Below are 24,647 nucleotides of genomic sequence, written 5' to 3' on the forward strand. Positions count from 1 at the left end.
AATTCTGCGAAGGTGGCATGGGTGGACCCGGACGACGTCGGACGCCGCATCGGAGCGCGCAGCTTTGCCCGGCTGCTGGGCGACTGGCGACCGCCCGACGGCCGACGGCTCGCCGGGGCGCTGACCGACCGGATCCGGCTCCTCGTGCTCGACGGGCGGCTGCCGCTCCACACCCGGGTGCCCGCCGAGCGGGAGCTGGCCACGGCCCTCGCGGTCAGCCGCACCACCGTGGCCACCTCCTACGACGCGCTGCGCGACGCCGGAGTGCTGCGCAGCAGGCGCGGCGCCGGCAGCTGGACCCGGCTCCCCGCCGACGTCCCCGGCACCGAGACGCTGTCCCCGTTCTCGCCGCAGAGTGACCGGTCGTTGTTCGACCTCGCACACGCCGCCCTCCCCGCGCCGTCGGAGCACCTGCGCACCGCGGCCGCCGCGGCCGTGCACGATCTCGACGCGTACCTCGGCGGCCACGGTTACGACCTCGTCGGCCTGCCCGCACTGCGCTCCGCCATCGCCGAGCGGTTCACCACGCGCGGCCTGCCCACGAGCCCCGACCAGATACTGGTCACCGCCGGCGGCCAGCACGCGATCTCACTCGCGATCACCGCGCTGGCCGCGCCGGGTGACCGCGTGCTCGTGGAGCACCCCACCTACCCGAACGCCCTCGATGCGGTCGCGACGCGGGGGGCCCGCGCCGTGCCCGTCCCGATGGGTCCGCACCCGGACGGCACCGGCACCTGGGACCTCGACCTGCTCACCTCCGTGGTGCGCGACGTCGCGCCCCGCCTGGCCTACATCGTCCCGGACTTCCAGAACCCCACCGGCGCGCTGCTCGACCCCTCTGGCCGCGAGCGGCTCGTCGACCTCGCCCGGCGCACCGGCACCCCACTGCTCATCGACGAGACGCTGGCCGAGCTGACACTCGACGGCCCCTCCGTCGCACCCGTGGCGTCCTTCGGCGCCGCCGACTCGCCGCTCGTGCTCACGATCGGGTCCGCGAGCAAGGTGTTCTGGGGCGGGCTGCGGGTAGGCTGGATCCGCGCGTCGGCGCCGATGGTGCGCAGGCTCGCCGCGCTGCGGGCCTCGGTCGACCTCGGCGGCCCGATCCTCGAACAGCTCGTCGTCGCGCGGCTGCTGGCCGACGTCGAGGCCATCGCCGGAGCACGGCGCCCCGCGCTCGCCGCCGGGCGTGACCACCTGATCGAGAAGCTCACCGGGGCCTTCCCCCGATGGCGGCCGTCGCATCCCCGTGGCGGACTCTGCCTCTGGGTCGAGCTCGACGAGGCGGCCTCCAGCCGGCTGACGGTGGCGGCCCGCCGGTCCGACGTGCTGCTCGCGGCCGGCCCGCGGTTCGGCCTCGACGGCGCGTTCGAACGGCACCTCCGGCTGCCCTACACACTGCGGCGCGACCGGATGGACACCGCGCTGGACCTGCTCGCCTCGGCATGGCGTGGCCTCGACCATGCCGCGCCCGCCGTGGACGCCGAGCCGATCGCGGTGGCATGACGACCACGACCGAACAGTCAAGTCTGACCGTTACAGTGGACGGGCCGTACCGAACGGGAGGTGCCGGATGACGCACGGCGACGAGGCGGGCCCCGCGGCACGCACGGGGCCGCTCGCCGGGCTCAAGGTCGTGGAACTGGCCGGGATCGGCCCCGGCCCGCACGCCGCGATGATCCTCGCCGACCTGGGCGCCGACGTCGTGCGCATCGACCGGCCGTCCGGCGGCCTGCAACTGGGCTCCCCCGACACCCCGGACCCGACGCTGCGCGGCCGCCGCCTCGTGGCCGCCGACCTGAAGGACGACGCCGGACGCGAGACGGTGCTGCGGCTCGTCGAACGCGCCGACGTGCTGGTGGAGGGCTACCGGCCGGGCGTCACCGAGCGGCTCGGAGTCGGGCCCGCCGACTGCCACGCCCGCAACCCGAGACTCGTCTACGCGCGGATGACCGGGTGGGGGCAGGACGGCCCGCTGGCCCGCCACGCAGGCCACGACATCAACTACATCTCGCTGACCGGCGCGCTGCACGCCATCGGCCGCCCCGGAGAGCGGCCCGTGCCACCACTCAACCTGGTGGGCGACTTCGGCGGTGGCTCGATGCTGCTGGTCATCGGCGTGCTCGCGGCCCTCTGGGAGGCCGAGCGCTCGGGCCGGGGGCAGGTCGTCGACGCCGCGATGGTGGACGGGGCGTCGCTGCTGAGCCAGATGGTCTGGGGTTTCCTCGCGCAGAAGACGTGGCTCGACGAGCCCGGCGTCAACCTGCTCGACGGAGGAGCCCCCTTCTACGACACGTACACCTGCTCCGACGGCAGGCACGTCGCCGTGGGCGCCATCGAGCCCCAGTTCTACGCGGCGCTGCTGGCCGGCCTCGGGCTCACCGACGCCGGGCTGCCGCATCAGTTCGACCGGGAGCGGTGGCCGGAGACGGCGGAGCGGTTCGCCGGGATCTTCGCGACGCGCACCCGCGACGAGTGGGCGGCGGCGTTCGCCGGCACCGACGCGTGCGTCACCCCCGTGCTCGCCTTCGGCGAGGTGGCCGGGCACCCCCACATCGCCGCGCGCCGCACGATCGTCGAGAACGACGGAGTGGCCCAGGCGGCTCCGGCCCCCCGCTTCTCCCGCACACCCCCCGGCCTCCGAGGCGCGGCCGGGACCCCGGAGACGGCGGACGAGATCCTGGCGGACTGGGCGTAGGGCCTCCGGCCAAGTTCAGGAAAGCCACTTTCCTGCCCGCACAGGGCCTGAAAGTGGCTTTCCTGAACTTCGGCGGTGGGCCTAGACGACGGCACCCCGCCGCCCTGGGGGCGGCGGGGTGCGTCGGGTACGTGCGCTCAGGCGGACGGGGTCTCGTCCACCAGCAGGTTGCGCGTGCGGTTCGGGTCCACCGGGATGCCGGGACCTGTGGTCGTGGAGACCGTGACCTTCTTGATGTAGCGGCCCTTGGCGGCCGAGGGCTTGGCCCGCAGGATCTCGTCGAGCGCGGCGCCGTAGTTCTCCACCAGCTTCTCGGTGTCGAACGAGGCCTTGCCGATGACGAGGTGCAGGTTGGCCTGCTTGTCGACCCGGAAGTTGATCTTGCCGCCCTTGATGTCCTGGATCGCCTTGGTGACGTCCGGGGTGACCGTGCCGGTCTTCGGGTTCGGCATCAGGCCACGCGGGCCCAGGATGCGGGCGATCCGGCCGACCTTGGCCATCTGGTCGGGCGTGGCGATCGCCGCGTCGAAGTCCAGCCAGCCGCCCTGGATGCGCTCGATCAGGTCCTCGGCGCCCACCGCGTCGGCACCGGCGGCCTCGGCCTCGGCGGCCTTGTCGCCGGTGGCGAACACGATGACGCGCGCCGTCTTGCCGGTGCCGTGAGGCAGGTTCACGGTGCCGCGGACCATCTGGTCGGCCTTGCGGGGGTCGACGCCGAGACGCATCGCGACCTCGACGGTGGCGTCCATCTTCGTGCTGCCCGTCTGCTTCGCCAGACCGGCGGCCTCGAGCGGGGTGTAGAGCCGCTCGGCGTCGATCTGCTCGGCCGCCTTGCGGTAGATCTTGCTGCGCTGTGCCATTGCTCTGTCCTCGTTCTGCGGTCAACCGGACCGCGAGTCAGGTCGTGGTACGAGCCGCGCCCGGCTCTCCCACACGTGCGGGGGGTGGAACGTCCCGGAAGGGAACGCCTCAGCCCTGGACGGTGATTCCCATCGACCGCGCGGTGCCGGCGATGATCTTCGCCGCCTGGTCGATGTCGGAGGCGTTCAGATCCTGCATCTTGGTCTGCGCGATCTGCCGCACCTGGTCCATCGTGACCGTGGCGACCTTCTTGATGTGCGGCTCGCCGCTGCCCTTCTCCACACCGGCGGCCTTGAGCAGCAGCCGAGCGGCGGGCGGGGTCTTGAGCTCGAAGGTGAACGAGCGGTCCTCGAACACCGAGATCTCGACCGGGACGATGTCGCCGCGCTGGGACTCCGTGGCGGCGTTGTAGGCCTTGCAGAACTCCATGATGTTGACGCCGTGCTGACCCAGCGCGGGGCCGACCGGCGGCGCCGGCGTGGCCGCTCCGGCCTTGATCTGGAGCTTGATGATCGCGGAGAGCTTCCGCTTCTTGGGGGGCATCTCGTTTCCCTGTTGTCGATTGTGTGCGCGCCGCGGACCTGCCGACCGCGGCGGAGGTCAGATCTTCGAGACCTGGCTGAAGGCCAGCTCGACCGGGGTCTCGCGCCCGAAGATGGAGACGAGGACCTTGAGCTTCTGGGCGTCGACGTTGACCTCGTTGATCGTGGCCGGCAGCGTGGCGAACGGGCCGTCCATGACCGTGACGGACTCGCCGACCTCGAAGTCGACCTCCACCGCGGACTTGCCCGCTCCGCTGGAGACGTCGGACTTGCCACCGGCGGACGCGGCCTGCTTCGGCTCGGTCTTCGGCAGCAGGAACTTGATGACGTCGTCGTGGGTCAGCGGGGACGGCCGCGAGGTGGCACCGACGAAGCCCGTGACACCCGGCGTGTTGCGCACGGCGCCCCACGACTGGTCGTTGAGCTCCATGCGCACCAGGATGTAGCCGGGCAGCACCTTGCGCTGCACCTGCTTGCGCTGCCCGTTCTTGATCTCGGTGACCTCTTCGGTGGGCACCTCGACCTGGAAGATGTAGTCCTCGACGTCGAGGGTCTGCACCCGCGTCTCGAGGTTGGTCTTCACCTTGTTCTCGTAGCCGGCGTAGGAGTGCACGACGTACCAGTCACCGGGGGCGCGCCGCAGGGCGGCCCGCATCTCCTCGACCGGGTCGGCATCCGGGTCCGGCTCCGCCTCGGCCACGACCTCGGGGGTGCCGGAGTCGTCGTCGCTCACGGCGGAGTCCGTGTCGTCGTCCGCGTCGTCGTCGTCGTCGTCCGCGGCATCGGCGGCGTCGGTGGTGGTGGCGTCGTCGTCGTCGGCCGTGGAGGGCACCTCGGCGTCGTTCACGTCGTCGTCATCGTCGGCGGTGTCGACATCGGTTGCGGTGTCGACCTGGTCGGCCTCGGGCTCGACGTCGGTCGGCCAGTGGCCGCCGTCATGGGAGGTCACTTCTGCTCCTCGCTAGCGCTCGACGCCGAACGGACCGGCGCTGATGCGTTGAATGGTGACCTCGCAAGCTCGGTCACGTGCGTCTCGCTTCCTTCGTCGCTGTCGTGCGTGTGCCGGCTGCGTGTCACGTGCCGAACAGGAGCATGACGCCCTGTGCGAACACCAGGTCCAGCACCCAGACAAGCGCGACCATGAACGACACGAAGACCAGCACGACGATCGTGTAGGTGACCAGCTGCTTGCGGGACGGCCAGATGACCTTCCGCAGCTCCGCGACCACCTCGCGCAGGAACCGGACGAGCTTCTTCGGCAGCGAGACCTTGTCCGGGCGACCGTCGCGCACCGCGGTGGCACGGCCCTTGTCACCCGTGGGCGCCGGACCGGAACGCCGACCCCGACGGTCGGCGGCGGTGCTCGGGCGCTCCTGCCCGCTCCCGCTCGCCTCGCGCTCCTCAGCCACGCCCGTATCCTCCAGCTCGCCGGCGGCCCGTTCCGGGCCTGCCGCCATCAGTTCTCGTCGCTGTCCCGTCCCGTACCCGATCCAGCATTCCTACAGTGGCAGGGGTGACAGGACTTGAACCTGCAACCTGCGGTTTTGGAGACCGCTGCTCTGCCAGTTGAGCTACACCCCTTGACCAGCTCCGCAGTGGACCTCGGGGACCCACGTGCGGAGGGGTGCATCGCATGACGACGCACCCAGCAGAACGAGTGTACGGCACCCCCTCGGCGAGGCTGAAACCGCACACCCCGGGCCACCCTGGCGACCGCGGAAGGCGTGCGGGAGTATCGGGGTCATGGCCACTACGACCACCGCCCCAGCCCGGATCTCCGCGCGGATCGGAGGCATCGCCGAGTCCGCCACGCTGGCGGTCGACGCGAAGGCCAAGGCCCTCAAGGCGGCCGGGCGCCCGGTCATCGGCTTCGGCGCGGGTGAGCCGGACTTCCCCACCCCACCCGCCGTCGTCGCCGCGGCACAGGCGGCGTGCACGGACCCGCGCAACCACCGCTACACGCCCGCCTCCGGCCTGCCGGAGCTGCGTGAGGCGATCGCCGCGAAGACCGCGCGTGACTCCGGGCTCGAGATCGCCGCCTCGCAGGTGCTCGTCACCAACGGCGGCAAGCAGGCCGTCTACCAGGCCTTCGCCACGCTCCTCGATCCCGGCGACGAGGTGCTGCTCCCCGCGCCGTACTGGACCACCTACCCCGAGGCCATCACGCTCGCCGGCGGAGTGCCGGTCACCGTGGTCTGCGGGCCGGAGGCCGACTTCCTGCCCTCGGTCGACCAGCTCGAGGCCGCGCGCACCGCGCGCACCAAGGTGCTGCTGTGGTGCTCGCCGTCCAACCCGACCGGCGCCGTCGCCTCCCGCGAGCTCACCGAGGCCGTCGGCCGCTGGGCCGTCGAGCACGGCATCTGGGTTGTCACCGACGAGATCTACGAGCACCTCGTCTACGACGGCGCGGAGGCGGTCTCCATGCCGGTGGCCGTGCCCGAGCTGGCCGACACGTGCGTGGTGCTCAACGGGGTCGCCAAGACCTACGCGATGACGGGCTGGCGGGTCGGCTGGCTGGCCGGGCCGGCCGATGTCGTCAAGGCGGCCACCAACCTGCAGTCGCACCTGTCGTCCAACGTCTGCAACGTGGCCCAGCGGGCCGCGCTGGAGGCCGTCTCCGGTCCGCTGGACGCCGTCGTCGAGATGCGGACGGCCTTCGACCGGCGCAGGCGCGCGATCGTGGACCTGCTGCGGGCGATCCCCGGCGTGGAGTGCCCGACGCCGCGCGGCGCCTTCTACGCGTACGCCTCGGTGCAGGAGCTGCTGGGCAAGGAGCTGCGCGGCTCGCGCCCGCAGACCAGCGTGGAGCTCGCCGCGGCCGTGCTGGAGCACGCCGAGGTCGCGGTCGTCCCGGGTGAGGCCTTCGGCACCCCGGGCTTCTTCCGCCTGTCCTACGCCCTCGGCGACGACGATCTGCGCACCGGTGTGGAGCGGATGGGCGCGCTGCTCGCCGAGGCGAAGTAGCCGCCCCTGCACGGGCCGCGCGCCCGGTCAGGCGACCGCGCGGCCCGGCTCCGGGAAGTCCGGCAGTTCGTCGAGGTCCCGCGGCCGGTCGCCGACGCCGGCCCCGGTGTCGTGCCACCACCGGTGCCAGCATCCGGGGCACTGCACGAACACCTTCCGGCCCTCGGAGGCGAGCAGGAAGCGCCAGTGCGTCTCACAGGTGCGCCCTGCCTCGCAGGTCGGGCAGCCGCGCTGGTCGGCGCACCGCGGACAGCCCGTCCAGGCACGGCGGCAGAAGTCGGCCTGGGCGTCACGCACCGGGCGTCCCGCCGCCCGCCTCGCCACCATCGGCGCCGGCCTCGAGCACGCCGGCGTCGACGAGCATCCGGTAGGTCGACCGCTGCTCGGCGTCGAGACCGCTGTAAAGCATGCGGTGGGCCTGTGTCTCCGCGTCCAGCACGGCCAGCACGTCGAGGTCCGGCATCGCGTCGAGTACCGCGGCGAGCCTGCGCTGCTCGTGCGCGCCGAGATCGAACGAGTGGGAAGTGAGGCCGGGGGGCGCGAGCGGCAGGGGGCGGATGCGCTCCGGCCCGCCGTCGTTCGTCGGGTGCATCGCACCACGACTACCCGGGGCCGGGCCCGCGCCCCAGGTTTCGGGAGCTACCTCACGGCTGTGCGGTACCTCACTCCTTGGGGAGCCGCACGTCGGCGACCGCGCGGCTGAGCACCGTCTTCCCGTCGAACCGGGCGGTGACGGTGATGCGCGCGACGCGGCTGCCGTCGTCGGCCTCGGTGAGCTCGGAGACCTTGCCGGAGAACTCGACCAGCGCGCCCTCGTCGTCGTCGGGCACCACGACGGGGCGGGTGAAGCGCACCCCGTAGCTGCACACCGCTCCGGGATCGCCCACCCACTCGGTGACGACCCGGCCGGCCAGCGCCATCGTCAACATTCCGTGGGCGATGACCCCGGGCAGCCCGACGCCGGTGGCGACGCGGTCGCTCCAGTGGATCGGGTTGAAGTCGCCGGACGCGCCGGCGTAGCGCACCAGGTCGGCACGGGTGACCCGCACCGAGACCGGCGGCAGCTCGTCGCCGACGGCGACACCGCTCAGATCGGTCATGCCGGATCCGCCTGGGTGACGAGCAGGGCATGGGTGGTGGCCACCGGTGCACCCTCGGCGTCGGCGACCTCGCACCGCAGCCTCAGCATGTGGCTGCCGCCGCGGGTGGTGAGGTCATCGACGTGGATGGTGGTGACCAGGTCGTCGCCCCCGTGGATCGGGCGGTGCAGCGCGATCGACTGGTCGCCGTGCACCATGCGCGAGTAGTCCCAGCCGAAGGCCGGGTCGCGCAGGAACGCCTCGATCGCCGGCATCGTGAACGTGACGGGGAAGGTGGGTGGCGCCACGAGGTCGGGATACCCCGCCGCCTGGGCGGCGGCCACGTCGTGGCACACAGAAGCGCCCTCGCCGATGGCGAGGGCGAACTCCCTGATCTTCTCCCGGCCGACCCGGTACGGAGCCCCTGGAGGCAACGACCGGCCGACGAACGAGACGTCCGGCACGCTCAGCGCGTCTCGCGGTGCTCGCGGTGGACGCCGCAGTTCGGGCAGAACTTCTTGATGGCGAGCCGGTCGGGGTCGTTGCGCCGGTTCTTCTTGGTGATGTAGTTCCGGTGCTTGCACTGCTCGCACGCCAGCGTGATCTTCGGCCGTACGTCGGTGGCCTTGGCCATCGCGGGTGCCTCCTGCGTTCCTCTTGTCGGTCTGTAGCGGTGGCCGGACTTGAACCGGCGACACAGCGATTATGAGCCGCTTGCTCTACCGACTGAGCTACACCGCTTCGCGAAGCTGGTCACACCAGCCCGCCGAGCCCCTTTACGGAATCGAACCGTAGACCTTCTCCTTACCATGGAGACGCTCTGCCGACTGAGCTAAAGGGGCGGCTTGCCGCACGGTTGGTCACTCCCGAACGGCCGCGGACAATGCTACACACCGCCTCCACGGCCCCGGAAACGGGCTCCCGTCACCAGCTGGACTTGCGCACCCCGGGCAGGTGACCCTCGTTCGCGAGCCCGCGCAGGCGCACCCGTGACACTCCGAACTTGCGCAGGAAGCCGCGTGGCCGCCCGTCCACGGCGTCCCGGTTGCGCACCCGGGTGGCGCTCGCGTCGCGTGGCTGCCGGGAGAGCTCGCGCCGCGCCGCCTCCCGTTCGGCCTCCGGTGTGGTCGGCCGCACGATCACCGCCTTGAGCTCCGCCCGCCGCTCGGCGTGGCGCGCGACGACGGCCTTGCGGTGCTCGTTGCGCGCGATCTTGCCCTTCGTCGCCATCAGACCTTCTCACCCCGGGCCCTGATCCTGGCCACCGCGGCCTCGACGCCGATCCGGTCGATCGTCCTGATCGCGTCGGTCGAGAGCTTCAGCCGCACGAACCGGTTCTCGGCGGCGAACCAGTACCGCCTGGTCTGGATGTTCGGGTCCCACCGGCGCGCGGTGCGCCGGTGGGAGTGGGAGACGTTGTTGCCGAAGCCGGGCTCGCGCCCCGTCATCTGACAGCGCCGGGACACCGCCCTCACCCGCGCCCGGCGTTCGGGTACGGCAGCAGCGCCATCTCCCGCGCGTTGCGGATCGCGACCGCGACCTGCCGCTGCTGTTGCGGGGTCAGGCCCGTCACCCGGCGGGCCCGGATCTTCCCGCGGTCGGAGATGAACGTGCGCAGCAGTGCCGTGTCCTTCCAGTCGACCTCGGTGACCCGCCTCGCGTGCAGCGGGTTCACCTTGCGCTTGAACGCGCGCTGCGGCTTGCCCGCCACCTCAGCGCTCCTCGCGGAACTCGACGTGGCGCCGGACAGCCGGGTCGTACTTGCGCAGCACCATCCGGTCGGGGTCGTTGCGCCGGTTCTTGCGGGTGACGTAGGTCGTCCCGCTGCCGGCCGTGGAGCGCAGCTTCACGATCGGCCTCAGCTCGTTGCGAGCCATGTCCACCCCTCCTCGTTAACGACATTCATTTTCATCTAGGGTAACGCTAGCGCACCGCGGAACATGCCCGTCAACCGGAGGAGGAAGCCGTGACCCGAACCGAGCTCCTGGTGCTCACCGGGCTGCACACGCCCGGGGTCGAGGCCGTGATCGCCCGCATCCGCTCGCTCGACCCCACCGTCGCCGTGCTCCACCACGACCTGCGCGACATCGGGTCGGGCCTCGTACATCGGCGGCTACGGGTCGGCCGCACGGACGAGACCACCACGGTCGAGCTCGTCCACGGCTGCCTGTCCTGCACGCTGCGCGAGGACCTGCTGCCCCAGCTGCTCGCGCTCGCGCACACGCCCCGCCGGGTCGTGCTGCACCTCGACCCGGCGCTCGAACCCGAGCGGGTGTGCTGGTCACTGGCCAACGTGCTGGTCGACGGGACGACGATCACCGACGCGATGGACCTGCGGGGCGTGGTGACGTGTCTGGACGCCGGCACCTGGCTCGATGACGCGACGAGCGCCGACACCCTGGCCGAGCGCGGCGTCACCGAGCTGCCCGACGACGAGCGGACCGTGGCGCAGGTGGCGGTCGGGCAGGTCGAGTTCGCCGACCTGCTGGTGCACACGGGCACCGCCGACGCATGGGGGCTCGCCCGTACCGAGGCGGTGCTGGCCAGGCTGGCCCCGGCGGCCCCCCGGATACGGCTGGCCGAGCTCGACGAACGGGTGCTGCTCGCCGACCCGGCTCTGCCGACCCGGCGCGGCCGCCCCGACGACGTCCATGCGGCGCTGTTGCGGGGGCACCCGCCCCTCGGCTCCGACTGCGGGGTGCGGCTGCTGCTGTTCGGCGCGCGCAGGCCGTTCCACCCGCAGCGGCTGAACGCCGCGATGGACGCGCTGCTCGACGGCGTCGTCCGCACGCGGGGACGGATCTGGCTCGCCACCAGACCGGAGGCCGTCCTGTGGCTGGAGTCGGCCGGTGGCGGCCTCCAGCTCGGGCTCGCCGGCGAGTGGCTGGCCGCGTCGGACGCCACGGCGTGGGAGGAGGCCCCCGCCGAGCGCCGGGCGCTGGCCTCGCTGGGCTGGGATCCGCGGTTCGGCGACCGCGCCCAGGACCTCGTGGTCATCGCGCACGACGCCGACCCCGACGAGATCGAGGCGGCACTGCGCGGGGCTCTCCTCACCGACGCCGAGCTCGCCGGCGGCGAGGACGCCTGGAGAACGCTGCCCGACCCGTTCGGCTGGGAGGACACCGACGCCGACGGAGCGGGCGCCGTGACCGGCGCTGCTGCGCCCCCGGCGGACCTGGTCGCGCGGGCCACCCACGGCAGGCACACCACCGGAGACGAGGAGTCCTGATGGCCGTCCCGAAGCGCCGCACCTCGCGGTCGAACACCCGCAGCCGCCGCGCTCAGTGGAAGGCGACGCCGCCCGACCTGGTGCCGATCGCGATCGACGGACGCCCGTACCTGGTGCCGCGCCGGCTGGTGCGCGCCTACCAGCGCGGCCTGCTGCGCCCGGAGTAAGGGGCCGGGGCGGCCTTACCCGTGGATCCGGGCCGATCGCACCCCGAAGCGACGTGATCGTCCGATGCCGGGGGCCCCGCCTCAGCACGAGGCTTCCCGTCATGTTCATCAACCTCGCCCACGCCACCTCCGACGTCGAACACCACCGCTCCGCCCTGCTCGCCGACGCCGAGCACTACCGGCTCGTCAAGCAGGCGAAGGCCGCGCGCCGGCAGCATGCGGCTGGGCGGGCCGTCGACCCGCCCCGGCCGCCGGCGCCGGAGGCCGGACCGCCTGATCGCGGGCAGCAGAATCGTGCACACGGCAATGACGACGCGAATCGTCGGTACTCCATGTCACGATGACCGGCGTGGCGCGGCTGGGGGTCGGAATCGGGCTGGTGGGGCGCCGGCACGAGGTCTCTGCTCTCGCCGGTGCGCTCGACCGTGCCGCCGAAGGCCGCCCCACCGGCGTGCTGTTGTCGGGGGACGCCGGTGTGGGCAAGTCCCGGCTGGTGGCGGAGACGGTCGAGCGGGCCGAGGCGGCCGGCTTCGTGGTCCTGCTCGGCCGCTGCACCGACGCCGCCGAGGCGTCGCTGCCGTACCTGCCCTTCACCGAGGTGGTCGGCTCGCTCGCCGCCCTGCGTCCCGCGCTCGTCGCCGAGCACCCGGCCCTGCGCCACCTCCTGCCCGGCGGCTTCCCGCGCGGGGCGCAGTCCGGCGAGGATCGCGACCTGGGCCAGCTACGGGTGTTCGACGCCGTGCTGTCCGTGCTCGACGAGCTCACCACCACCGCCCCTGCGCTGCTCGTGGTGGAGGACCTCCACTGGGCCGACCGTTCGAGCCGCGACCTGCTGGTCTTCCTGCTGTCCCGGCTCACGAGGCAGCGGCTCGTCGTGTTGTCCACCTACCGGGCCGACGACCTGCACCGGCGCCATCCGCTGCGCCCGGTGCTGTCGGAGCTGGTGCGGCTGCCCGCGGTGGAGCGGGTCGAGCTCGCCCCTCTCGGTCCGCAGGAGGCGCTCGAGCTGGTGCGGCTGCTCGCCGACGGGAGCCTGCCCGAGCCGTTGCTGCGCAACGCCGCACGCCGGAGCGAGGGCAACGCGTTCTTCGCCGAGGAGCTGGTGTCGGCATCCTCCGACGGGATGCCGCACGGGCTCGCCGAGGTGCTGCTGGCGCGCATCGAGGGCCTCACCCCCGCCACCCAGCGCATGCTGCGCATCGCGTCCGTCGCCGGGCGGCGCGTCACCCACCAGCGGCTGGCCGCGGTGTCGGGGCTCCCCGTCGACGAGCTGGAGCAGGCACTGCGCGAGGCGGTCGCCCACCACGTGCTGGTGGCCGACACCCAGGCGGGCGGCATCAGCACCGACGACGCGTACGTCTTCCGCCACGCGCTGCTGCGCGAGGCGATCTACAACGAGCTGCTGCCCGGCGAGCGCAGCAGGCTGCACTCGGCCTACGCCACCCTGCTCGCCGACCGGAGCGCCCCGGGGCGCACTGCCGAGCCGGACCGCGCCGCCGAGCTCGCCCACCACGCCATGGCAGGCCACGATCTGCCGCTGGCGCTCGCGGCGTCCGTGCAGGCCGCCCACGAGGCCAACGACCGCGAGGCGCCCGCCGAGGTGCTGCTGCACGCGGAACGCGCGATGGAGCTGTGGCCAGCGGTGCCCGACGCCGAGGCGGTGGCCCGGATCGACGAGGGCACCCTCACCCGGTGGGCCGCGTGGGGCGCGAGCGCCACGGGCGACCCGGACCGCGGCATCGCGCTCGGACGCCGCGCGCTCGAGCTCGCCGAGCAGCGCGGCGACCCGATGCTCACCTCCGCGATCGCCCGGCGCTACGCCTGGCGCCTGCTGGATCTGAGCGGCCGGGAGCAGGAGGCGCGCGAGGTGGCGCGGCGCGCCCTCGATCTCGTGGTCGGCCTGCCCCCGTCCGCCACCCTGGCCTGGGCCCATGCGGTGCTGGCCAGGGTGCTGGCCAGGGTCGACCACTTCGACGAGGCCCGGAAGCAGGCGGAGGCCGCGCTGGATGTGGCGAGAGGGCTGCCCGAGCACGACGCCATGGCGCCCGGCGCCACCGCCGACGCGCTGGTCACGCTCGCGGTGTGCGAGGAGTACGGCGGCCACGCGGAGCGGGCCCGTCGGCTGCTCGCCGAGGCCAAACCGCTCGCGCGCCGCTCCGCCAGTCTCGGGGTGGAGCTGCGGGCCTACTACGCGCTGGGCATCTCGCTGCTCGACGACGGCCGGCTGGCCGAGGCGGTCGAGGAGTTCGCCGCCGGGGAGGAGCGGGCCGCCGCCACCGGCACCACCTGGGGCGGCTACGGCCTCGAGCTACGGGTGGCCCACGTCATCGCCCGCTTCCAGCGGGGCGACTGGGACGCCGCCGAGGAGGCGGCCGAGCTCGCAGGCGAGTCGGTGTCGGCCACGGTCGCGAGCAGGCTGACCGCGGCGGGGCTGCTCACCACGGTGGCCCGCGGCCGCTTCGAGGCCGCAGGCAGGCGGCTCGCGGAGCTGCGCGACTCCTCCCCCGCCGACGACCAGGTGATCATGCTGGTCGGCCAGGCGGGGGCCGAGGCCGCGATCTGGCAGGGCCGGCCCGCCGACGCCGCGGAGCGCGTCACGGAGGCCCTCACCGGCCTGCGGTGCAGTCCCTCCGCAGGGCACGGTCCCCACCTCGGCGGCATCATGCTGGCCGCGCTCGGCGTGTCGGCGCAGGCCGACCTCGCCGCCGCCGGCCAGGCACCCGTGGCGGAGGCCACCGCCGCCGGCCGCGCGCTGCTCGCCACCGCCGAGCACACGGCGGCCACCGGCCTGCCTCGCGCCGGCACTCTGGGCCCCGAGGGCGCCGCATGGCTCTGCCGGGCCCGGGCCGAGCTCACCAGGATCGTCGGCCCGGCCGACCCCTCGGTGTGGAGCGGCCTCGTCGACGCGTTCGCCTTCGAGACCGGCGAGCCCGGCGGCACCGGCAGCCCCGGCTACCGGCAGGCGTACGCGCTGCTGCGGCGCGCCGAGGCCCGGCTCGGCACGGGCGCCCCGCACGGGGACGTGGAGCCCGACCTGCGCGCCGCTCTCCGCACCGCCGAACGACTCGCCGCCCGACCGCTGGCCGCGGCCGTCCGCGCGCTGGCCGCCCGCGCCGGCGTCCGCCTCGAGGCCGAGCCCGCACGACCGGAGCCGCGCGGCGCCGGTCCGTTCACCCCGCGGGAGCGGTCCGTACTCGCGCTGGTCGCGGCCGGCCACACCAACCGTCAGATCGGGGCCGCCCTGTTCATCAGCGAGAAGACGGTGAGCGTCCACCTGTCCCGGGTGATGGCGAAGCTCGGTGCGAGCAGCCGCACCGAGGCGGTCAGCGTGGCGTACGCGCGGGGTCTGCTGGCACCCGCGGACCGGGAGATGGCGCGGGCAGACCCTTGAGGCCACTCGAGTGATCTCTAGGGTGGGGGTGATCGGGCTCACCCCCACTGCTAGGAGGCTCAGAGTTGGCACCCACGAGCACCGCCGCGGGAAGCACCTGGACCGGCCGGCCGGACCTGTCCGACATCCCCGGCTTCTGGACCCTCCCGATCGCTGAGCGAGCCGCGGCCTTCGCCGCGTTGCGGGAGCGCGAGCCGATCTCGTTCTACGAGGAACCCCAGGTGAGCATCCTCCCGAAGGGAGCCGGCTACTGGGCCGTCACGAAGCTGGACGACCTCGTCACGGCCAGTCGCAACCCGGCCGTCTTCACCTCGTCGAAGGGCTCGACGTTTATCGCCGACTTCCCGCCCGAGTTCATCGAGTTCTTCGGTTCGATGATCGGGATGGACGACCCCCGGCACGCGCGCCTGCGGCGGATCGTCTCCCGCGGGTTCACCCCGAAGCGGCTCGGCGCCCTCACCGACGACGTGGAGCGCACGGCGCGGGCCATCGTCGACGACGTGATCGACGCAGGCGAGTGCGACGCCGTCTCCGCGATCTCGGCCCGGCTGCCGCTGAAGATCGTCTGCGACATGATGGGCGTGCCGGAGAGCCAGTACGAGTTCATCTACACGAGGTCGAACATCATTCTGGGCGCCGGGGACCCCGAGTACGTCTCCGACGCCGACAACATCGTCATGGCGGTCCTGCAGGCAGGCGGCGAGCTGGCCGACCTGATGCGCGACCTCGGCAGGCTCCGCACCGCGAACCCCACCGACGACCTCACGTCCCTGCTCGTCAACGCCGAGATCGACGGCGAGCGACTCACCTCCGACGAGCTCGCGTCCTTCTTCATCCTGCTGGTCGTGGCAGGCAACGAGACCACCCGCAACGCCATCAGCTGGGGCCTGCACCTGCTCACCGAGCACCCCGACCAGCGCGCCGCATGGCTCGCCGACATCGACGGCGTCACCCCCACCGCGGTGGAGGAGATCGTGCGTTGGGCGTCCCCGGTGATCTTCATGCGGCGCACGGTGGCGTCCGACACGGTGCTCGGCGGCCAGGCGATGAGCGAGGGTGACAAGGTGGTGCTCTTCTACTGGGCGGCCAACCGCGACCCCGCGCACTTCACCGATCCGGACGTGTTCGATGTCCGGCGCTCGCCCAGCCCGCACGTCGGGTTCGGTGGCCCGGGCCCGCACTTCTGCCTCGGCGCCCACCTGGCACGCCGGGAGATGTCGGTGATGTTCCGGGAGCTGCTCACCCGCGTCCCCGACATCCACGTCACCGCACCGCCGGACCGGCTCCAGTCGATGTTCATCAACGGCATCAAGCGCATGCCCGTGGCGTTCACGCCCGGCGGCGCCCGATGACGGGAGCCGGCCCCGTCCCCGCCACGCTCGAATACCCTGAGGTGCCGGTCGGCGCGGTGCTCGCCGGCTCCGCCCGGCGGTTCGGCGGGCGCACCGCCGTGCACTTCGCCGGGCGTGAGCTGTCGTTCGCCCAGATCCACGAGCGGGCCTGCGCCTTCGCCAACGCCCTGCGCGGCGCCGGGGTGGGGCGCGGCGACGTGGTGGCCCTCCATCTCCCCAACTGCCCGCAGTACCCCATCGCCTACTACGGCGTCCTCCTGGCCGGCGCCACGTTCTCCCCCACCAACCCCCTGCTCCCACCGGCCGACCTCGCGGCCCAGCTGGCCGACTGCGGCGCCGTCGCCGCGGTCACCTGGCTGCCTGCCGCGCCGGCGCTGGCGGCGGTGCAGCAGCACACGAACATCCGGTTGGTGCTGGTCACCGACCGGGAGCAGGCGCTCGACCCGGCGCACCGGGTGTCCCTCGACGCTTTCCCGGGAGCGCAGGACTTCGAGGCCTTCCACGCCGACGCCCCCACCGACGATCCGGCCGTCGAGATCGACGTGTATCGCGACCTGGCGCATCTGGCCTACACCGGGGGCACCACGGGCCGGTCCAAGGGGGTGCAGCTCCCGCACCGCAACGTGGTGGTCAACTCGCTGCAGTTCGCATGCCGGGGCAACGGCTCCGTGCCCGCGCTGGACGAGTTCGGCGGTGTCGTGCTCGACCAGCGAGCGCCGGTCGAGGAGTACCCCGTGCGCCTGGGCACCGGCACCGCCATCAACCTCACGCCATGGTTCCACGCCATGGGCACGATCGGCGGCCTCAACGTCCCGATGCTGAGCGGAAGCACCACCGTGCTGCACGAGCGGTTCGACCCCGGCGCCTACCTCGCCGACGCCGAGCGGTTCCGCGTCACGGGCATGGGCGGGGCGCCGCCGCTGTTCGGCGCGCTGCTGCGCCATCCCGACCTCGCCACCCGCGACCTGTCCTCCGTCCGCGGCATCTCGTCCGGCGCGGCCCCGCTGCCGGTGGAGATGATCCAGGCGCTGCAGCGCCGGTTCGAAGACGTCGTCATCGTCGAGGGCTACGGGCTCACCGAGGTGACGATGGGCGCCACTCTCGGACCCTCGTGGCGCTCCGGCGTCCGCAAGGTCGGCACCGTGGGCACGCCGGTGCCCGACACCGAGGTCCGCATCGTCGATCCCGCGGGCGAGGACCTCACACCGCTCCCGACCGGGGAGGCCGGGGAGGTGTGCATCCGCGGCCCACAGGTGATGGTCGGCTACAAGGACCGGCCGGAGGAGAACGCCGCCACGCTGGTGGACGGCTGGCTGCGCACCGGGGACGTCGGCGTGCTCGACGAGGACGGCTATCTGTCCATCGTCGACCGCAAGAAGGACATGCTGCTCTACAAGGGCTACAACGTGTACCCGCGCGAGCTGGAGGAGCTGCTGTTCACGCGTGCGGGAGTCGTGGGCGCCGCGGTGGTCGGGCGACCGGATCCGCAGGTCGGCGAGCTCCCGGTGGCCTTCGTCGTCGCCCCCGGGTTCGGCGATGCCGAGGCCACGGCGCTGATGGAGGCGGTCAACACGCAGGTGTTGCCCTACAAGCGGCTCCGCGAGGTGCACTTGGTGGACGAGATCCCGGTGTCGGCCGCGGGCAAGGTGCTCAAGCGGGAGCTGCGGGAGCGGCTGGCCTGAGGCGCGCCGGCACCCGTACGGGTGACCCCACGTTAACGCCACGCCTCCTAGCAGCGATGTTCCGGGCGTACGGACACCCGGCACGCGCGCACCGGACCGGACACCCGACCGTCACCCGTCGCATCCGCGGCTGGGCGGTCGTCACCCGTCCCTGCTCACGAAGCCGGTGGTCTCGCCATGCCCGCTGCTGCTGCATCCCCCGCTGACGGGGCCGACGTGCGGCCGCCGCGCTCCTGCCCGGCCGAGACCGTGGGCAGGCACCGGCGCCGGGCCACCCCGCGCACCTACCTCGCGGTGGTCGCGAACGTGGTCGGCCTCGTCGGCACGCTCGTGACAGTGACGGCTCTGATGGTGGTGGCAGCGACGGCGGGTGCGATGGCCGACGGCATGCCTGCCTCCGGGGGCGCGACCGTCACCGTCACCTACGACAGGAACGGCCGCTGAACCCGGTGCGGTGTCAGGCCGCCTCGGCCTGGCCGATCGGGGACTGCAGGACGTGGTCGACGAGGCGCATCACGAGCTGCCCGCCGCCGAGCCGGTAGCCGAACTCCTCCCACGTGAGCAGCTCACGGGAGAGCAGCTCTCCGACGGGACCCGGGTACAGCCGGGTGGCGCGGAACGCAGCGGCCCGCAGCCGCATCTTGTCGTGGTGATCCATGGGGACGGGGATCATGAGGACTCTCCTCCGGGGGTGCTGTCCGGTCCGGCGCGCTCTCAGCGCTGAGTCGCCACCCGTTGAGCTGTCCATGGTGAACCTCCCCGGTCAAACGTACCCGAAGAGTGACCGACATCTCATCCACACGAACGCCGGGTGACCGTCCGGTGTCGGTGGCCTGCCCGACCGCGCAGCGCGGTGTTCCGCAACGCTCCGCCGCACCCGTAGCGTGATCGGCATGACAGCGACCGACTCCGCCGTCCGTACCCGCGACGTGCTCTGGTCCGACGTCGAGGACATCTACGCCGCCATCCTCGCCCACCCGTTCATCGCCGGGCTGACCGACGGCACGCTGCCTCGTGAGTCGTTCCGGCACTACATCGTGCAGGACGCGCACTACCTGCGCGGCTACGCCAAGGCTCTCGCGGTGTGCGCCGCGAAGGCGCCCGACGAGGACGCCACGGTGATGTTCGCCGCCCATTCGGCCGGCGCCATCGCCGCCGAGCGGGACCTGCACTCCGCCCTGATGGGCGAGATGGGGAGCTCCCCCGAAGAGGCGATGCAGGAGCCGATCGCCCCCACGACGCAGGCCTACGTCAGCTACATGCTCGCGTCGGCGCTGGGCGGGTCGTTCGCCGACGCCGTCGGCGCTGTGCTGCCCTGTTACTGGATCTATGCGCGGGTCGGCGAGGAGCTGCTGACCCGCAGCTCGCCCGATCCGCTCTACGCCCGCTGGATCGCGATGTACGGCAGCGACGACTTCCAGGCCGTGGTCGACTCGGTGCTCGCGCTCACCGACCGCATCGGGGCGGGGATGTCCGAGGGCGAGCGCACGGTGATGCGCAGGCACTTCCGCACCACGTCACGCTACGAGTGGATGTTCTGGGACGCCGCCTACCGCCTCGAGACCTGGCCGGTCTAGTGCCCCGTCAGCGGTGGTCGAGCCGGTCGGGGATGACGAAATGCAGGATGAACCCGACCACCGCCACCACGATCGCGCCGACGAACGCGGGGCCGAACCCGTCCACGCTGAACGGCAGGCCGATCCCTACGGCGATGTAGCCGACCAGCAGGAAGAGCAGCGCGTTCACCACCAGCCCGATGAGGCCGAGGGTCAGCACGTAGAACGGGCAGCCCACCACCTTGATGATCGGCTTCAGCACGGCGTTGACCACGCCGAAGATCAGGGCGACGACGACGAGGGTGCCGACCCGGCTGCCGGTGGTGCCCGCCGTGTCGTCGATGCCCGGCACGACGATGGTGGCCACCCACAGGCTGACCGCCACCACGGCCACCCGGATCGCGAGCGCGAGCGCGTTGGACACCGGGATCAGTCCAGCAGCGCCTGGTTGACCAGCGCGCGGAGCTGGGAGCGGATGGGGTAGGCGCTCGAGGGCATGAACTGGGTGAGGAACAGCGCCGTCACCTCGGCGGCGGGGTCGACCCAGAACGCGGTGCTGGCCAGGCCGCCCCACCCGTACTCGCCCTCCTGCGCCATCGCCTTTCCGGCTGCGGCGTCGACGACCACGGAGACACCGAGGCCGAAGCCGACACCGCGGAACGGCGACTCCGAGAACATGGGCCGCCCGACCTGGTCGAGGTCGGCTCCGCCGGGGAGGTGGTTCCGTGTCATGTAGGCGACGGTGCGCGGTGCGAGCAGCCGGACGCCGTCGAGCTCGCCGCCCCGCGCGAGCATCTGGCTGAAGCGGTGGTAGTCGGCCGCCGTGGAGACGAGCCCTCCACCTCCGGAGAAGTACGTGGGCGGCCGGGTGGCGCCCTCACCCATGGCGGAGCGGGCCAGCGCGCCGTCGTGGCCGCGCACGTACAGGGTGGCGAGCCGGTCGATGTCGTCCGAGGTGACCGAGAAGGCCGTGTCCTCCATGCCGAGCGGGCCGAGGATGTGCTCGGCGAAGAAGGCGTCGAGCGACTGCCCGGAAGCCACCTCGACGACGCGGCCGAGCACGTCGGTGGCCACCGAGTAGTTCCACTCCGCGCCGGGCTGGAACAGCAGCGGCAGCCCCGCGAAGACCTCGCAGGCTCCGGCGAGGTCCATCCCCCGCGGCGCCCCGAACTCCATGCCCTTCGCCCGGTACATCTCGTCGACGGCGTGCGCGTGGTGGAAGCCGTAGGTGAGCCCTGCGGTGTGGGTGAGCAGGTGCCAGATGCGGACCGGCTCGGTGGCGGGCACGGTGCCCGGGTTGGCCGCCGAGCCGCTGACGTAGACGCGGGAGTCGGCGAAGGCCGGGATGTAGCGCGACACCGGGTCGGTGAGCTCGAGCGCACCGCGCTCCAGGAGCATCAGCGCCGCAACGGACGTGATGGGCTTGGTCATCGAGTAGATGCGCCAGATCGTGTCGTCGGCGACCGGGCGTCGCGTCTCCAGATCGGCCAGCCCGTAGTGGCTCAGGTGCGCCACCTTGCCGCGCCGGGCGAGGGCGATCGTCCAGCCCGCGAGCCGGCCGTCGTCGACGTAGCGTTTGAAATGCGCGTCGATGCGCGACAGCCGCGCTCCGTCGATTCCGACCTCGTCCGGCTCCGCGTCAACCTTCAGCTGCGCCACGATCCGACCCTACATCCGCAAGATCTCCCGGCGCCGCCCCTCTCTTCCGAGGGATGCCGGCCCACCCGACAGGTCACACTTGTCCCCTGCGGCGGCGACGGCACGGGAGTATCGGGGCGTGGCCACCCGATTCGAGCCGGTCCTCGACGCCTCGCCCGCGCTGCGCGGCGACGAGGAGGTGCTCCATGCGCTGCTGCGCCGCCGGGCCGCAGGCAGCCGGGCCGACGGCAACCGGATCGCGCTCGTGGTCAGCGGTGGCGGCATGCGGGGCGCCTATGCCGGGGGGATGGCCCACGCACTCGACGACGCCGGGCTCGCGCCCTGGTTCGACGTGGTCTACGGCAGCTCGGCGGGTGCCTACATCGGCGCGGCCCTGCTGCTCGGCGACGGCCGCGGCTCGGCGCACATCTTCTTCGAGGACATGGCGTGTCGCGCCTTCATCGACCCGCGCCGGTTCGGGGTGCGCCGGCCGGTCGTGTCGCTGGACCACCTGATCGACCACGTCCTCGTCCACTCCAAGCCGATGGCGTGGGACCGGCTGGGCTCGTCCGCGATGCCGCTGCGGGTGGTCGCCACCGCAGCCGACGACCTGCAGCCGCACGTCCTCGAACCCGCCACGCCCGAGGAGTGGAAGCGGGCGCTGCGGGCGACCGCGTCGATCCCGCTGCTGGCCGGCCCACCGGTGGAGCTGCACGGGCGCCGGTGGATCGACGGGTCGGTCTCCGAGCCGCTGCCGGTGCTGCGCGCCCTGCGCGACGGCGCCACCCACGTGCTGGCGCTGCTCAACCGCACCGTTCCGGAGCTGCGCCGGGCCGACCCGGGCGCGGGGCCCGCCCGGTGGGCACGCGCGCTGGACCGGCTGGCCCCCGGGCTGGGGATGATCGCGCAGGAGAGCAACCGGCACGGCCCGGCGCTCGCCGTCCTCGACGACGCGGCCCATCCCTCGCGCGGAGGCGCGCACCTGCTGGCGCTCGTGCCGGAGCAGGACCTCGGTGTCCGCGGGCTCACCATCGACGTCGCCCGGGTGGAGCGCGCCGCGCGGGCCGGGTACCGGACGGTCGTCTCGGCCCTGCGCCGGGTAGAGCCCGATGTGATCCTCTGACCGCCTTGACCTGATCCGCAGGCGCCGGGAGTGTGACCGCGTGGACGCTGATGTCATCGTGGTCGGGGCGGGTCTCGCGGGTCTCGTCGCAACAGCCGAGCTCGCCGATGCGGGCCGGCGGGTGCTGCTGCTGGACCAGGAGCCCGACACGGGGCTCGGCGGCCAGGCGTTCTGGTCCTTCGGCGGACTGTTCCTCGTCGACTCCCCCGAGCAACGCCGGATGGGCATCCGCGACTCCTTCGATCTCGCGATGCAGGACTGGCTGGGCAGCGCCACGTTCGACCGCGGGGTCGACGACCCACAGGGCGAGGACTTCTGGGCCCGGCAGTGGGCCACCGCCTATCTCGACTTCGCGAACGGCGAGAAGCGCGCATGGCTGCACGGGCAGGGGGTGCGCTGGTTCCCGATCGTGGGCTGGGCCGAGCGGGGCGGCTACCTGGCCGACGGCCACGGCAACTCCGTTCCGCGCTTCCACATCACCTGGGGCACCGGGCCGGGGCTCGTCGCCCCGTTCGAGCGCCGGGTGCGCGACGCCGTCGCGAAAGGGCTCGTCGAGCTGCGCTTCCGGCACCGGGTGGACAGCCTCACGGTCACCGACGGGGCCGTCGACGGCGTGCGGGGCGCCGTGCTCGAGCCGAGCACCGCGGCGCGCGGCACGGCGAGCTCCCGCACCGAGGCCGGCGAGTTCGAGCTGCACGCCCAGGCCGTGATCGTCACCTCCGGCGGAATCGGCGCCGATCACGATCTGGTCCGTGCCAACTGGCCGTCCCGCCTGGGCCCGGTGCCGCGCCGCATGATCTCCGGCGTCCCGGAGCACGTCGACGGCCGGATGCTGGCGATCACCGAACGTGCCGGTGGGCGCCTGGTCAACCGCGACCGCATGTGGCACTACACCGAGGGCGTCCACAACTGGGACCCGATCTGGGGCCGCCACGGGATCCGGATCCTCGCCGGACCCTCGTCCCTCTGGTTCGACGCGCGTGGCAGGCGTTTCCCCGCGCCGAACTTCCCCAGCTTCGACACCCTCGGCACGCTCGAGGCGATCGCCCGGACCGGGTTCGACCACTCGTGGCTGGTACTCACGCGCAAGATCATCGAGAAGGAGTTCGCGCTCTCGGGCTCGGAGCAGAATCCCGACCTCACCGGCAAGGACGTCCGGGCCACCCTCGGCCGGATCCGGCCGGGAGCGCCGGCACCGGTGCAGGCGTTCATGGACAAGGGCGTGGACTTCGTCGTCGCCGACACGCTCACCGAGCTCGTCACGGGCATGAACAAGCTCGTCGCGAACACCGGCGGAGCGGGCGGGCCCGAACTGATCGAGCTCGCCGAGCTGCAGCGCCAGATCGTCGCCCGGGACCGGGAGATCGACAACCCCTTCACCAAGGACCTGCAGCTCGCTGCCATCCACGCCGCGCGGCGCTACCGCGGCGACCGGCTGGTCCGCATCGCGCCGCCGCACAAGATCCTCGACCCGGCGAACGGACCGCTGATCGCCGTACGGCTCAGCATCCTCACCCGCAAGACGCTGGGTGGCCTGCAGACCGACCTGTCGAGCCGGGTGCTGGGCGTCGACGCCACCCCCGTACCCGGCCTCTACGCCGCCGGCGAGGTCGCCGGGTTCGGCGGGGGCGGGATGCACGGCTACCGGTCGCTGGAGGGCACGTTCCTCGGCGGGTGCCTGTTCTCGGGCAGGCAGGCCGGCCGGGCGGCGGCGCTGTCCACAGCGTGACCCTGGCACGGCGAGCGGGCCCAGCAGTCGTCAACGGACGTGGCAAGCAGGCGGGCATCGTCCGTGCCGCTCGGCGCTCCCGACCGACCCCTGCCCGTGATCGTCCCGACCGGCGTAGCGCACTACGGTGCTCCGCCGACGTCCAGTTGTGGCGTCACAGACGACAGGGGCAGGCATGCGTGAACGCGGGTCCCGGACGGCCGCTCGACCCGGCCGCACCGCTCCACTCGCCGCGGTGGGGCTCGGCGCGGGCGACGGGCTGCTCCTGATCGCGCTCGCCGCGGTGGTGGCAGCCGACGGCGGCCGCGGTGGTGCGGTGGACACCACCGCGGCCGCCGTGGCCGTCCTCGGTGGACTGACCCTGCTCGGGGGCGCGGTCACCCTGTTCAGGAGGATGCCGATCGGCCGGGTGCTGCTGTCCACCGCAGCCGGCACCGTCGCCGCCGGCGTGGTGGTTCTGCTGACCGTGGCACCCGCACCGGACGGCCGTCTCGTCGACGTCGTGACCGGCGCGCTGCTCGTCGGGCTGCAGGCGGCGATCGTCGCCTGTGCACTGAGCCGCTCCACGCTCCTGTGGCTCGTCGGCGCACCGGACTCCCGCCGGAACCGGTAGGCCGGCGCTGCGACCGGCCTACCGGA

30 protein-coding genes and 3 tRNA genes are annotated in these 24,647 nt (G+C 72.8%); 14 read left to right on the plus strand and 19 right to left on the minus strand.

The window, feature by feature from the left end; all coding sequences use genetic code 11:
- Positions 1-21 precede the first annotated feature (21 nt).
- Both ACQPZA_RS33175 and ACQPZA_RS33180 read left to right on the plus strand, forming a co-directional pair.
- The gene (locus ACQPZA_RS33175) at positions 22-1,503 is read left to right on the plus strand and encodes a PLP-dependent aminotransferase family protein (RefSeq protein ID WP_433276052.1); all 1,482 of its coding nucleotides are present in this window, start codon (positions 22-24) and stop codon (positions 1,501-1,503) included.
- A 67-nt stretch (positions 1,504-1,570) separates the two neighbouring features.
- Positions 1,571-2,695, plus strand: a complete 1,125-nt coding sequence (locus ACQPZA_RS33180; RefSeq protein WP_433276054.1) for a CaiB/BaiF CoA transferase family protein — start codon at positions 1,571-1,573, stop codon at positions 2,693-2,695.
- 137 nt (positions 2,696-2,832) lie between these two features.
- Here ACQPZA_RS33180 and rplA read toward each other — a convergent pair whose 3' ends face one another.
- From rplA to ACQPZA_RS33205, 5 genes are all read right to left on the minus strand, one after another.
- Positions 2,833-3,555, minus strand: a complete 723-nt coding sequence (gene rplA / locus ACQPZA_RS33185; RefSeq protein WP_169394347.1) for a 50S ribosomal protein L1 — start codon at positions 3,553-3,555, stop codon at positions 2,833-2,835.
- A gap of 109 nt (positions 3,556-3,664) precedes the next feature.
- Positions 3,665-4,099 (minus strand): 50S ribosomal protein L11, encoded by a 435-nt coding sequence (gene rplK / locus ACQPZA_RS33190; RefSeq protein ID WP_169394346.1) that lies wholly within the window; start codon positions 4,097-4,099, stop codon positions 3,665-3,667.
- 57 nt (positions 4,100-4,156) lie between these two features.
- Positions 4,157-5,047 carry a transcription termination/antitermination protein NusG gene (nusG, locus tag ACQPZA_RS33195; RefSeq protein WP_433276056.1) on the minus strand — a complete coding sequence of 297 codons (891 nt, stop codon included), beginning with the start codon at positions 5,045-5,047 and terminating at the stop codon, positions 4,157-4,159.
- Positions 5,048-5,171: 124 nt separating this feature from the next.
- Positions 5,172-5,507, minus strand: coding sequence for a preprotein translocase subunit SecE (gene secE, locus ACQPZA_RS33200; RefSeq protein ID WP_407692182.1), 336 nt, complete (start codon positions 5,505-5,507; stop codon positions 5,172-5,174).
- Between the two features lie 96 nt (positions 5,508-5,603).
- Positions 5,604-5,679: transfer RNA gene (locus ACQPZA_RS33205), tRNA-Trp, on the minus strand.
- Between the two features lie 162 nt (positions 5,680-5,841).
- On the opposite strand from ACQPZA_RS33205, the gene ACQPZA_RS33210 reads away from it, so the two are divergent.
- Positions 5,842-7,062 carry a pyridoxal phosphate-dependent aminotransferase gene (locus ACQPZA_RS33210; protein WP_169394343.1) on the plus strand — a complete coding sequence of 407 codons (1,221 nt, stop codon included), beginning with the start codon at positions 5,842-5,844 and terminating at the stop codon, positions 7,060-7,062.
- A gap of 27 nt (positions 7,063-7,089) precedes the next feature.
- Here the strand turns inward: ACQPZA_RS33210 and ACQPZA_RS33215 are convergent, their stop codons facing one another.
- From ACQPZA_RS33215 to rpmG (ACQPZA_RS33265), 11 genes are all read right to left on the minus strand, one after another.
- Entirely contained in the window at positions 7,090-7,359 is a 270-nt protein-coding gene (locus tag ACQPZA_RS33215; RefSeq protein ID WP_433276058.1) for a hypothetical protein, read from the minus strand.
- On the minus strand, positions 7,352-7,654 hold the full coding sequence (locus ACQPZA_RS33220; protein WP_433276059.1) for a DUF6400 family protein: 303 nt from the start codon (positions 7,652-7,654) through the stop codon (positions 7,352-7,354). Before ACQPZA_RS33220 ends, ACQPZA_RS33215 begins: the two co-directional genes overlap by 8 nt.
- 70 nt (positions 7,655-7,724) lie before the next feature.
- Entirely contained in the window at positions 7,725-8,162 is a 438-nt protein-coding gene (locus ACQPZA_RS33225) for a MaoC/PaaZ C-terminal domain-containing protein (RefSeq protein WP_433276061.1), read from the minus strand.
- Positions 8,159-8,605, minus strand: coding sequence for an FAS1-like dehydratase domain-containing protein (locus tag ACQPZA_RS33230; RefSeq protein WP_312858932.1), 447 nt, complete (start codon positions 8,603-8,605; stop codon positions 8,159-8,161). The genes ACQPZA_RS33225 and ACQPZA_RS33230 overlap by 4 nt, the downstream gene beginning before the upstream one ends.
- A gap of 2 nt (positions 8,606-8,607) precedes the next feature.
- Positions 8,608-8,775, minus strand: coding sequence for a 50S ribosomal protein L33 (gene rpmG, locus ACQPZA_RS33235; protein ID WP_169394340.1), 168 nt, complete (start codon positions 8,773-8,775; stop codon positions 8,608-8,610).
- 34 nt (positions 8,776-8,809) lie between these two features.
- A tRNA-Met gene (locus tag ACQPZA_RS33240) sits at positions 8,810-8,882 on the minus strand.
- A 28-nt stretch (positions 8,883-8,910) separates the two neighbouring features.
- Positions 8,911-8,983 (minus strand) — tRNA-Thr (locus tag ACQPZA_RS33245).
- An 82-nt stretch (positions 8,984-9,065) separates the two neighbouring features.
- Positions 9,066-9,371: a 30S ribosomal protein S14 gene (gene rpsN, locus ACQPZA_RS33250; RefSeq protein ID WP_169394339.1), complete on the minus strand. Its 306-nt coding sequence runs from the start codon at positions 9,369-9,371 to the stop codon at positions 9,066-9,068.
- Positions 9,371-9,607, minus strand: coding sequence for a 50S ribosomal protein L28 (gene rpmB, locus ACQPZA_RS33255; protein WP_433276064.1), 237 nt, complete (start codon positions 9,605-9,607; stop codon positions 9,371-9,373). The genes rpsN and rpmB overlap by 1 nt, the downstream gene beginning before the upstream one ends.
- A gap of 5 nt (positions 9,608-9,612) precedes the next feature.
- A complete protein-coding gene (gene rpsR / locus ACQPZA_RS33260) occupies positions 9,613-9,852 on the minus strand; it encodes a 30S ribosomal protein S18 (protein WP_169394337.1) in 240 nt (79 codons plus the stop codon).
- Between the two features lies 1 nt (position 9,853).
- Positions 9,854-10,018: a 50S ribosomal protein L33 gene (gene rpmG / locus ACQPZA_RS33265; RefSeq protein ID WP_169394336.1), complete on the minus strand. Its 165-nt coding sequence runs from the start codon at positions 10,016-10,018 to the stop codon at positions 9,854-9,856.
- 89 nt (positions 10,019-10,107) lie between these two features.
- Here rpmG (ACQPZA_RS33265) and mrf point away from each other — a divergent pair, with 89 nt between their 5' ends.
- The 7 genes from mrf (at position 10,108) to ACQPZA_RS33300 (ending at position 18,406) form a co-directional block, all read left to right on the plus strand.
- Positions 10,108-11,370, plus strand: coding sequence for a ribosome hibernation factor-recruiting GTPase MRF (gene mrf, locus ACQPZA_RS33270; protein WP_433276066.1), 1,263 nt, complete (start codon positions 10,108-10,110; stop codon positions 11,368-11,370).
- Positions 11,370-11,537, plus strand: coding sequence for a 50S ribosomal protein L32 (gene rpmF / locus ACQPZA_RS33275; protein WP_433276068.1), 168 nt, complete (start codon positions 11,370-11,372; stop codon positions 11,535-11,537). The genes mrf and rpmF overlap by 1 nt, the downstream gene beginning before the upstream one ends.
- Before the next feature lie 101 nt (positions 11,538-11,638).
- Positions 11,639-11,881 carry a hypothetical protein gene (locus ACQPZA_RS33280; protein WP_169394333.1) on the plus strand — a complete coding sequence of 81 codons (243 nt, stop codon included), beginning with the start codon at positions 11,639-11,641 and terminating at the stop codon, positions 11,879-11,881.
- Positions 11,878-14,928 (plus strand): helix-turn-helix transcriptional regulator, encoded by a 3,051-nt coding sequence (locus ACQPZA_RS33285; RefSeq protein ID WP_433276070.1) that lies wholly within the window; start codon positions 11,878-11,880, stop codon positions 14,926-14,928. Before ACQPZA_RS33280 ends, ACQPZA_RS33285 begins: the two co-directional genes overlap by 4 nt.
- Before the next feature lie 65 nt (positions 14,929-14,993).
- Complete coding sequence (locus tag ACQPZA_RS33290; RefSeq protein WP_433276072.1) at positions 14,994-16,280, plus strand: cytochrome P450; 1,287 nt, start codon at positions 14,994-14,996, stop codon at positions 16,278-16,280.
- Entirely contained in the window at positions 16,277-17,962 is a 1,686-nt protein-coding gene (locus tag ACQPZA_RS33295; RefSeq protein WP_433276073.1) for a class I adenylate-forming enzyme family protein, read from the plus strand. The genes ACQPZA_RS33290 and ACQPZA_RS33295 overlap by 4 nt, the downstream gene beginning before the upstream one ends.
- 177 nt (positions 17,963-18,139) lie before the next feature.
- Entirely contained in the window at positions 18,140-18,406 is a 267-nt protein-coding gene (locus tag ACQPZA_RS33300; protein WP_433276075.1) for a hypothetical protein, read from the plus strand.
- A 13-nt stretch (positions 18,407-18,419) separates the two neighbouring features.
- On the opposite strand, the gene ACQPZA_RS33305 is transcribed toward ACQPZA_RS33300, so the two are convergent.
- Positions 18,420-18,635 carry a hypothetical protein gene (locus ACQPZA_RS33305; protein ID WP_246265703.1) on the minus strand — a complete coding sequence of 72 codons (216 nt, stop codon included), beginning with the start codon at positions 18,633-18,635 and terminating at the stop codon, positions 18,420-18,422.
- A 220-nt stretch (positions 18,636-18,855) separates the two neighbouring features.
- Between ACQPZA_RS33305 and tenA the strand changes: the two genes are divergently transcribed.
- On the plus strand, positions 18,856-19,539 hold the full coding sequence (gene tenA / locus ACQPZA_RS33310; RefSeq protein WP_433276077.1) for a thiaminase II: 684 nt from the start codon (positions 18,856-18,858) through the stop codon (positions 19,537-19,539).
- 7 nt (positions 19,540-19,546) lie between these two features.
- Here tenA and ACQPZA_RS33315 read toward each other — a convergent pair whose 3' ends face one another.
- Positions 19,547-19,942 (minus strand): phage holin family protein, encoded by a 396-nt coding sequence (locus tag ACQPZA_RS33315; protein WP_169394327.1) that lies wholly within the window; start codon positions 19,940-19,942, stop codon positions 19,547-19,549.
- Positions 19,943-19,947: 5 nt separating this feature from the next.
- A complete protein-coding gene (locus tag ACQPZA_RS33320) occupies positions 19,948-21,177 on the minus strand; it encodes a serine hydrolase domain-containing protein (protein ID WP_433276079.1) in 1,230 nt (409 codons plus the stop codon).
- A 118-nt stretch (positions 21,178-21,295) separates the two neighbouring features.
- Between ACQPZA_RS33320 and ACQPZA_RS33325 the strand changes: the two genes are divergently transcribed.
- From ACQPZA_RS33325 to ACQPZA_RS33335, 3 genes are all read left to right on the plus strand, one after another.
- Positions 21,296-22,279, plus strand: coding sequence for a patatin-like phospholipase family protein (locus tag ACQPZA_RS33325; protein ID WP_433276081.1), 984 nt, complete (start codon positions 21,296-21,298; stop codon positions 22,277-22,279).
- 40 nt (positions 22,280-22,319) lie between these two features.
- Positions 22,320-24,008 (plus strand): FAD-binding dehydrogenase, encoded by a 1,689-nt coding sequence (locus ACQPZA_RS33330; RefSeq protein WP_433276083.1) that lies wholly within the window; start codon positions 22,320-22,322, stop codon positions 24,006-24,008.
- Positions 24,009-24,183: 175 nt separating this feature from the next.
- The gene (locus tag ACQPZA_RS33335) at positions 24,184-24,621 is read left to right on the plus strand and encodes a hypothetical protein (protein WP_433276084.1); all 438 of its coding nucleotides are present in this window, start codon (positions 24,184-24,186) and stop codon (positions 24,619-24,621) included.
- The last annotated feature ends 26 nt before the right edge of the window (positions 24,622-24,647 follow it).

It is taken from the genome of Pseudonocardia xinjiangensis (assembly GCF_050948425.1).
In the GTDB taxonomy this organism is placed as follows: Bacteria; Actinomycetota; Actinomycetes; order Mycobacteriales; family Pseudonocardiaceae; genus Pseudonocardia; species Pseudonocardia xinjiangensis.

Coding starts and splice junctions, on each gene's coding strand:
- ACQPZA_RS33295 (WP_433276073.1), top strand. CDS start 16,277: ATGACGGGAGCCGGCCCCGTCCCCGCCACGCTCGAATACCCTGAGGTG.
- ACQPZA_RS33180 (WP_433276054.1), top strand. CDS start 1,571: ATGACGCACGGCGACGAGGCGGGCCCCGCGGCACGCACGGGGCCGCTC.
- rplK (WP_169394346.1), bottom strand. CDS start 4,099: ATGCCCCCCAAGAAGCGGAAGCTCTCCGCGATCATCAAGCTCCAGATC.
- rpmG (WP_169394336.1), bottom strand. CDS start 10,018: ATGGCTCGCAACGAGCTGAGGCCGATCGTGAAGCTGCGCTCCACGGCC.
- ACQPZA_RS33210 (WP_169394343.1), top strand. CDS start 5,842: ATGGCCACTACGACCACCGCCCCAGCCCGGATCTCCGCGCGGATCGGA.
- ACQPZA_RS33285 (WP_433276070.1), top strand. CDS start 11,878: ATGACCGGCGTGGCGCGGCTGGGGGTCGGAATCGGGCTGGTGGGGCGC.
- ACQPZA_RS33280 (WP_169394333.1), top strand. CDS start 11,639: ATGTTCATCAACCTCGCCCACGCCACCTCCGACGTCGAACACCACCGC.
- tenA (WP_433276077.1), top strand. CDS start 18,856: ATGACAGCGACCGACTCCGCCGTCCGTACCCGCGACGTGCTCTGGTCC.
- ACQPZA_RS33335 (WP_433276084.1), top strand. CDS start 24,184: ATGCGTGAACGCGGGTCCCGGACGGCCGCTCGACCCGGCCGCACCGCT.
- ACQPZA_RS33305 (WP_246265703.1), bottom strand. CDS start 18,635: ATGATCCCCGTCCCCATGGATCACCACGACAAGATGCGGCTGCGGGCC.
- rpmF (WP_433276068.1), top strand. CDS start 11,370: ATGGCCGTCCCGAAGCGCCGCACCTCGCGGTCGAACACCCGCAGCCGC.
- rpsN (WP_169394339.1), bottom strand. CDS start 9,371: ATGGCGACGAAGGGCAAGATCGCGCGCAACGAGCACCGCAAGGCCGTC.
- ACQPZA_RS33220 (WP_433276059.1), bottom strand. CDS start 7,654: ATGCACCCGACGAACGACGGCGGGCCGGAGCGCATCCGCCCCCTGCCG.
- rplA (WP_169394347.1), bottom strand. CDS start 3,555: ATGGCACAGCGCAGCAAGATCTACCGCAAGGCGGCCGAGCAGATCGAC.
- ACQPZA_RS33300 (WP_433276075.1), top strand. CDS start 18,140: ATGCCCGCTGCTGCTGCATCCCCCGCTGACGGGGCCGACGTGCGGCCG.
- ACQPZA_RS33225 (WP_433276061.1), bottom strand. CDS start 8,162: ATGACCGATCTGAGCGGTGTCGCCGTCGGCGACGAGCTGCCGCCGGTC.
- rpmG (WP_169394340.1), bottom strand. CDS start 8,775: ATGGCCAAGGCCACCGACGTACGGCCGAAGATCACGCTGGCGTGCGAG.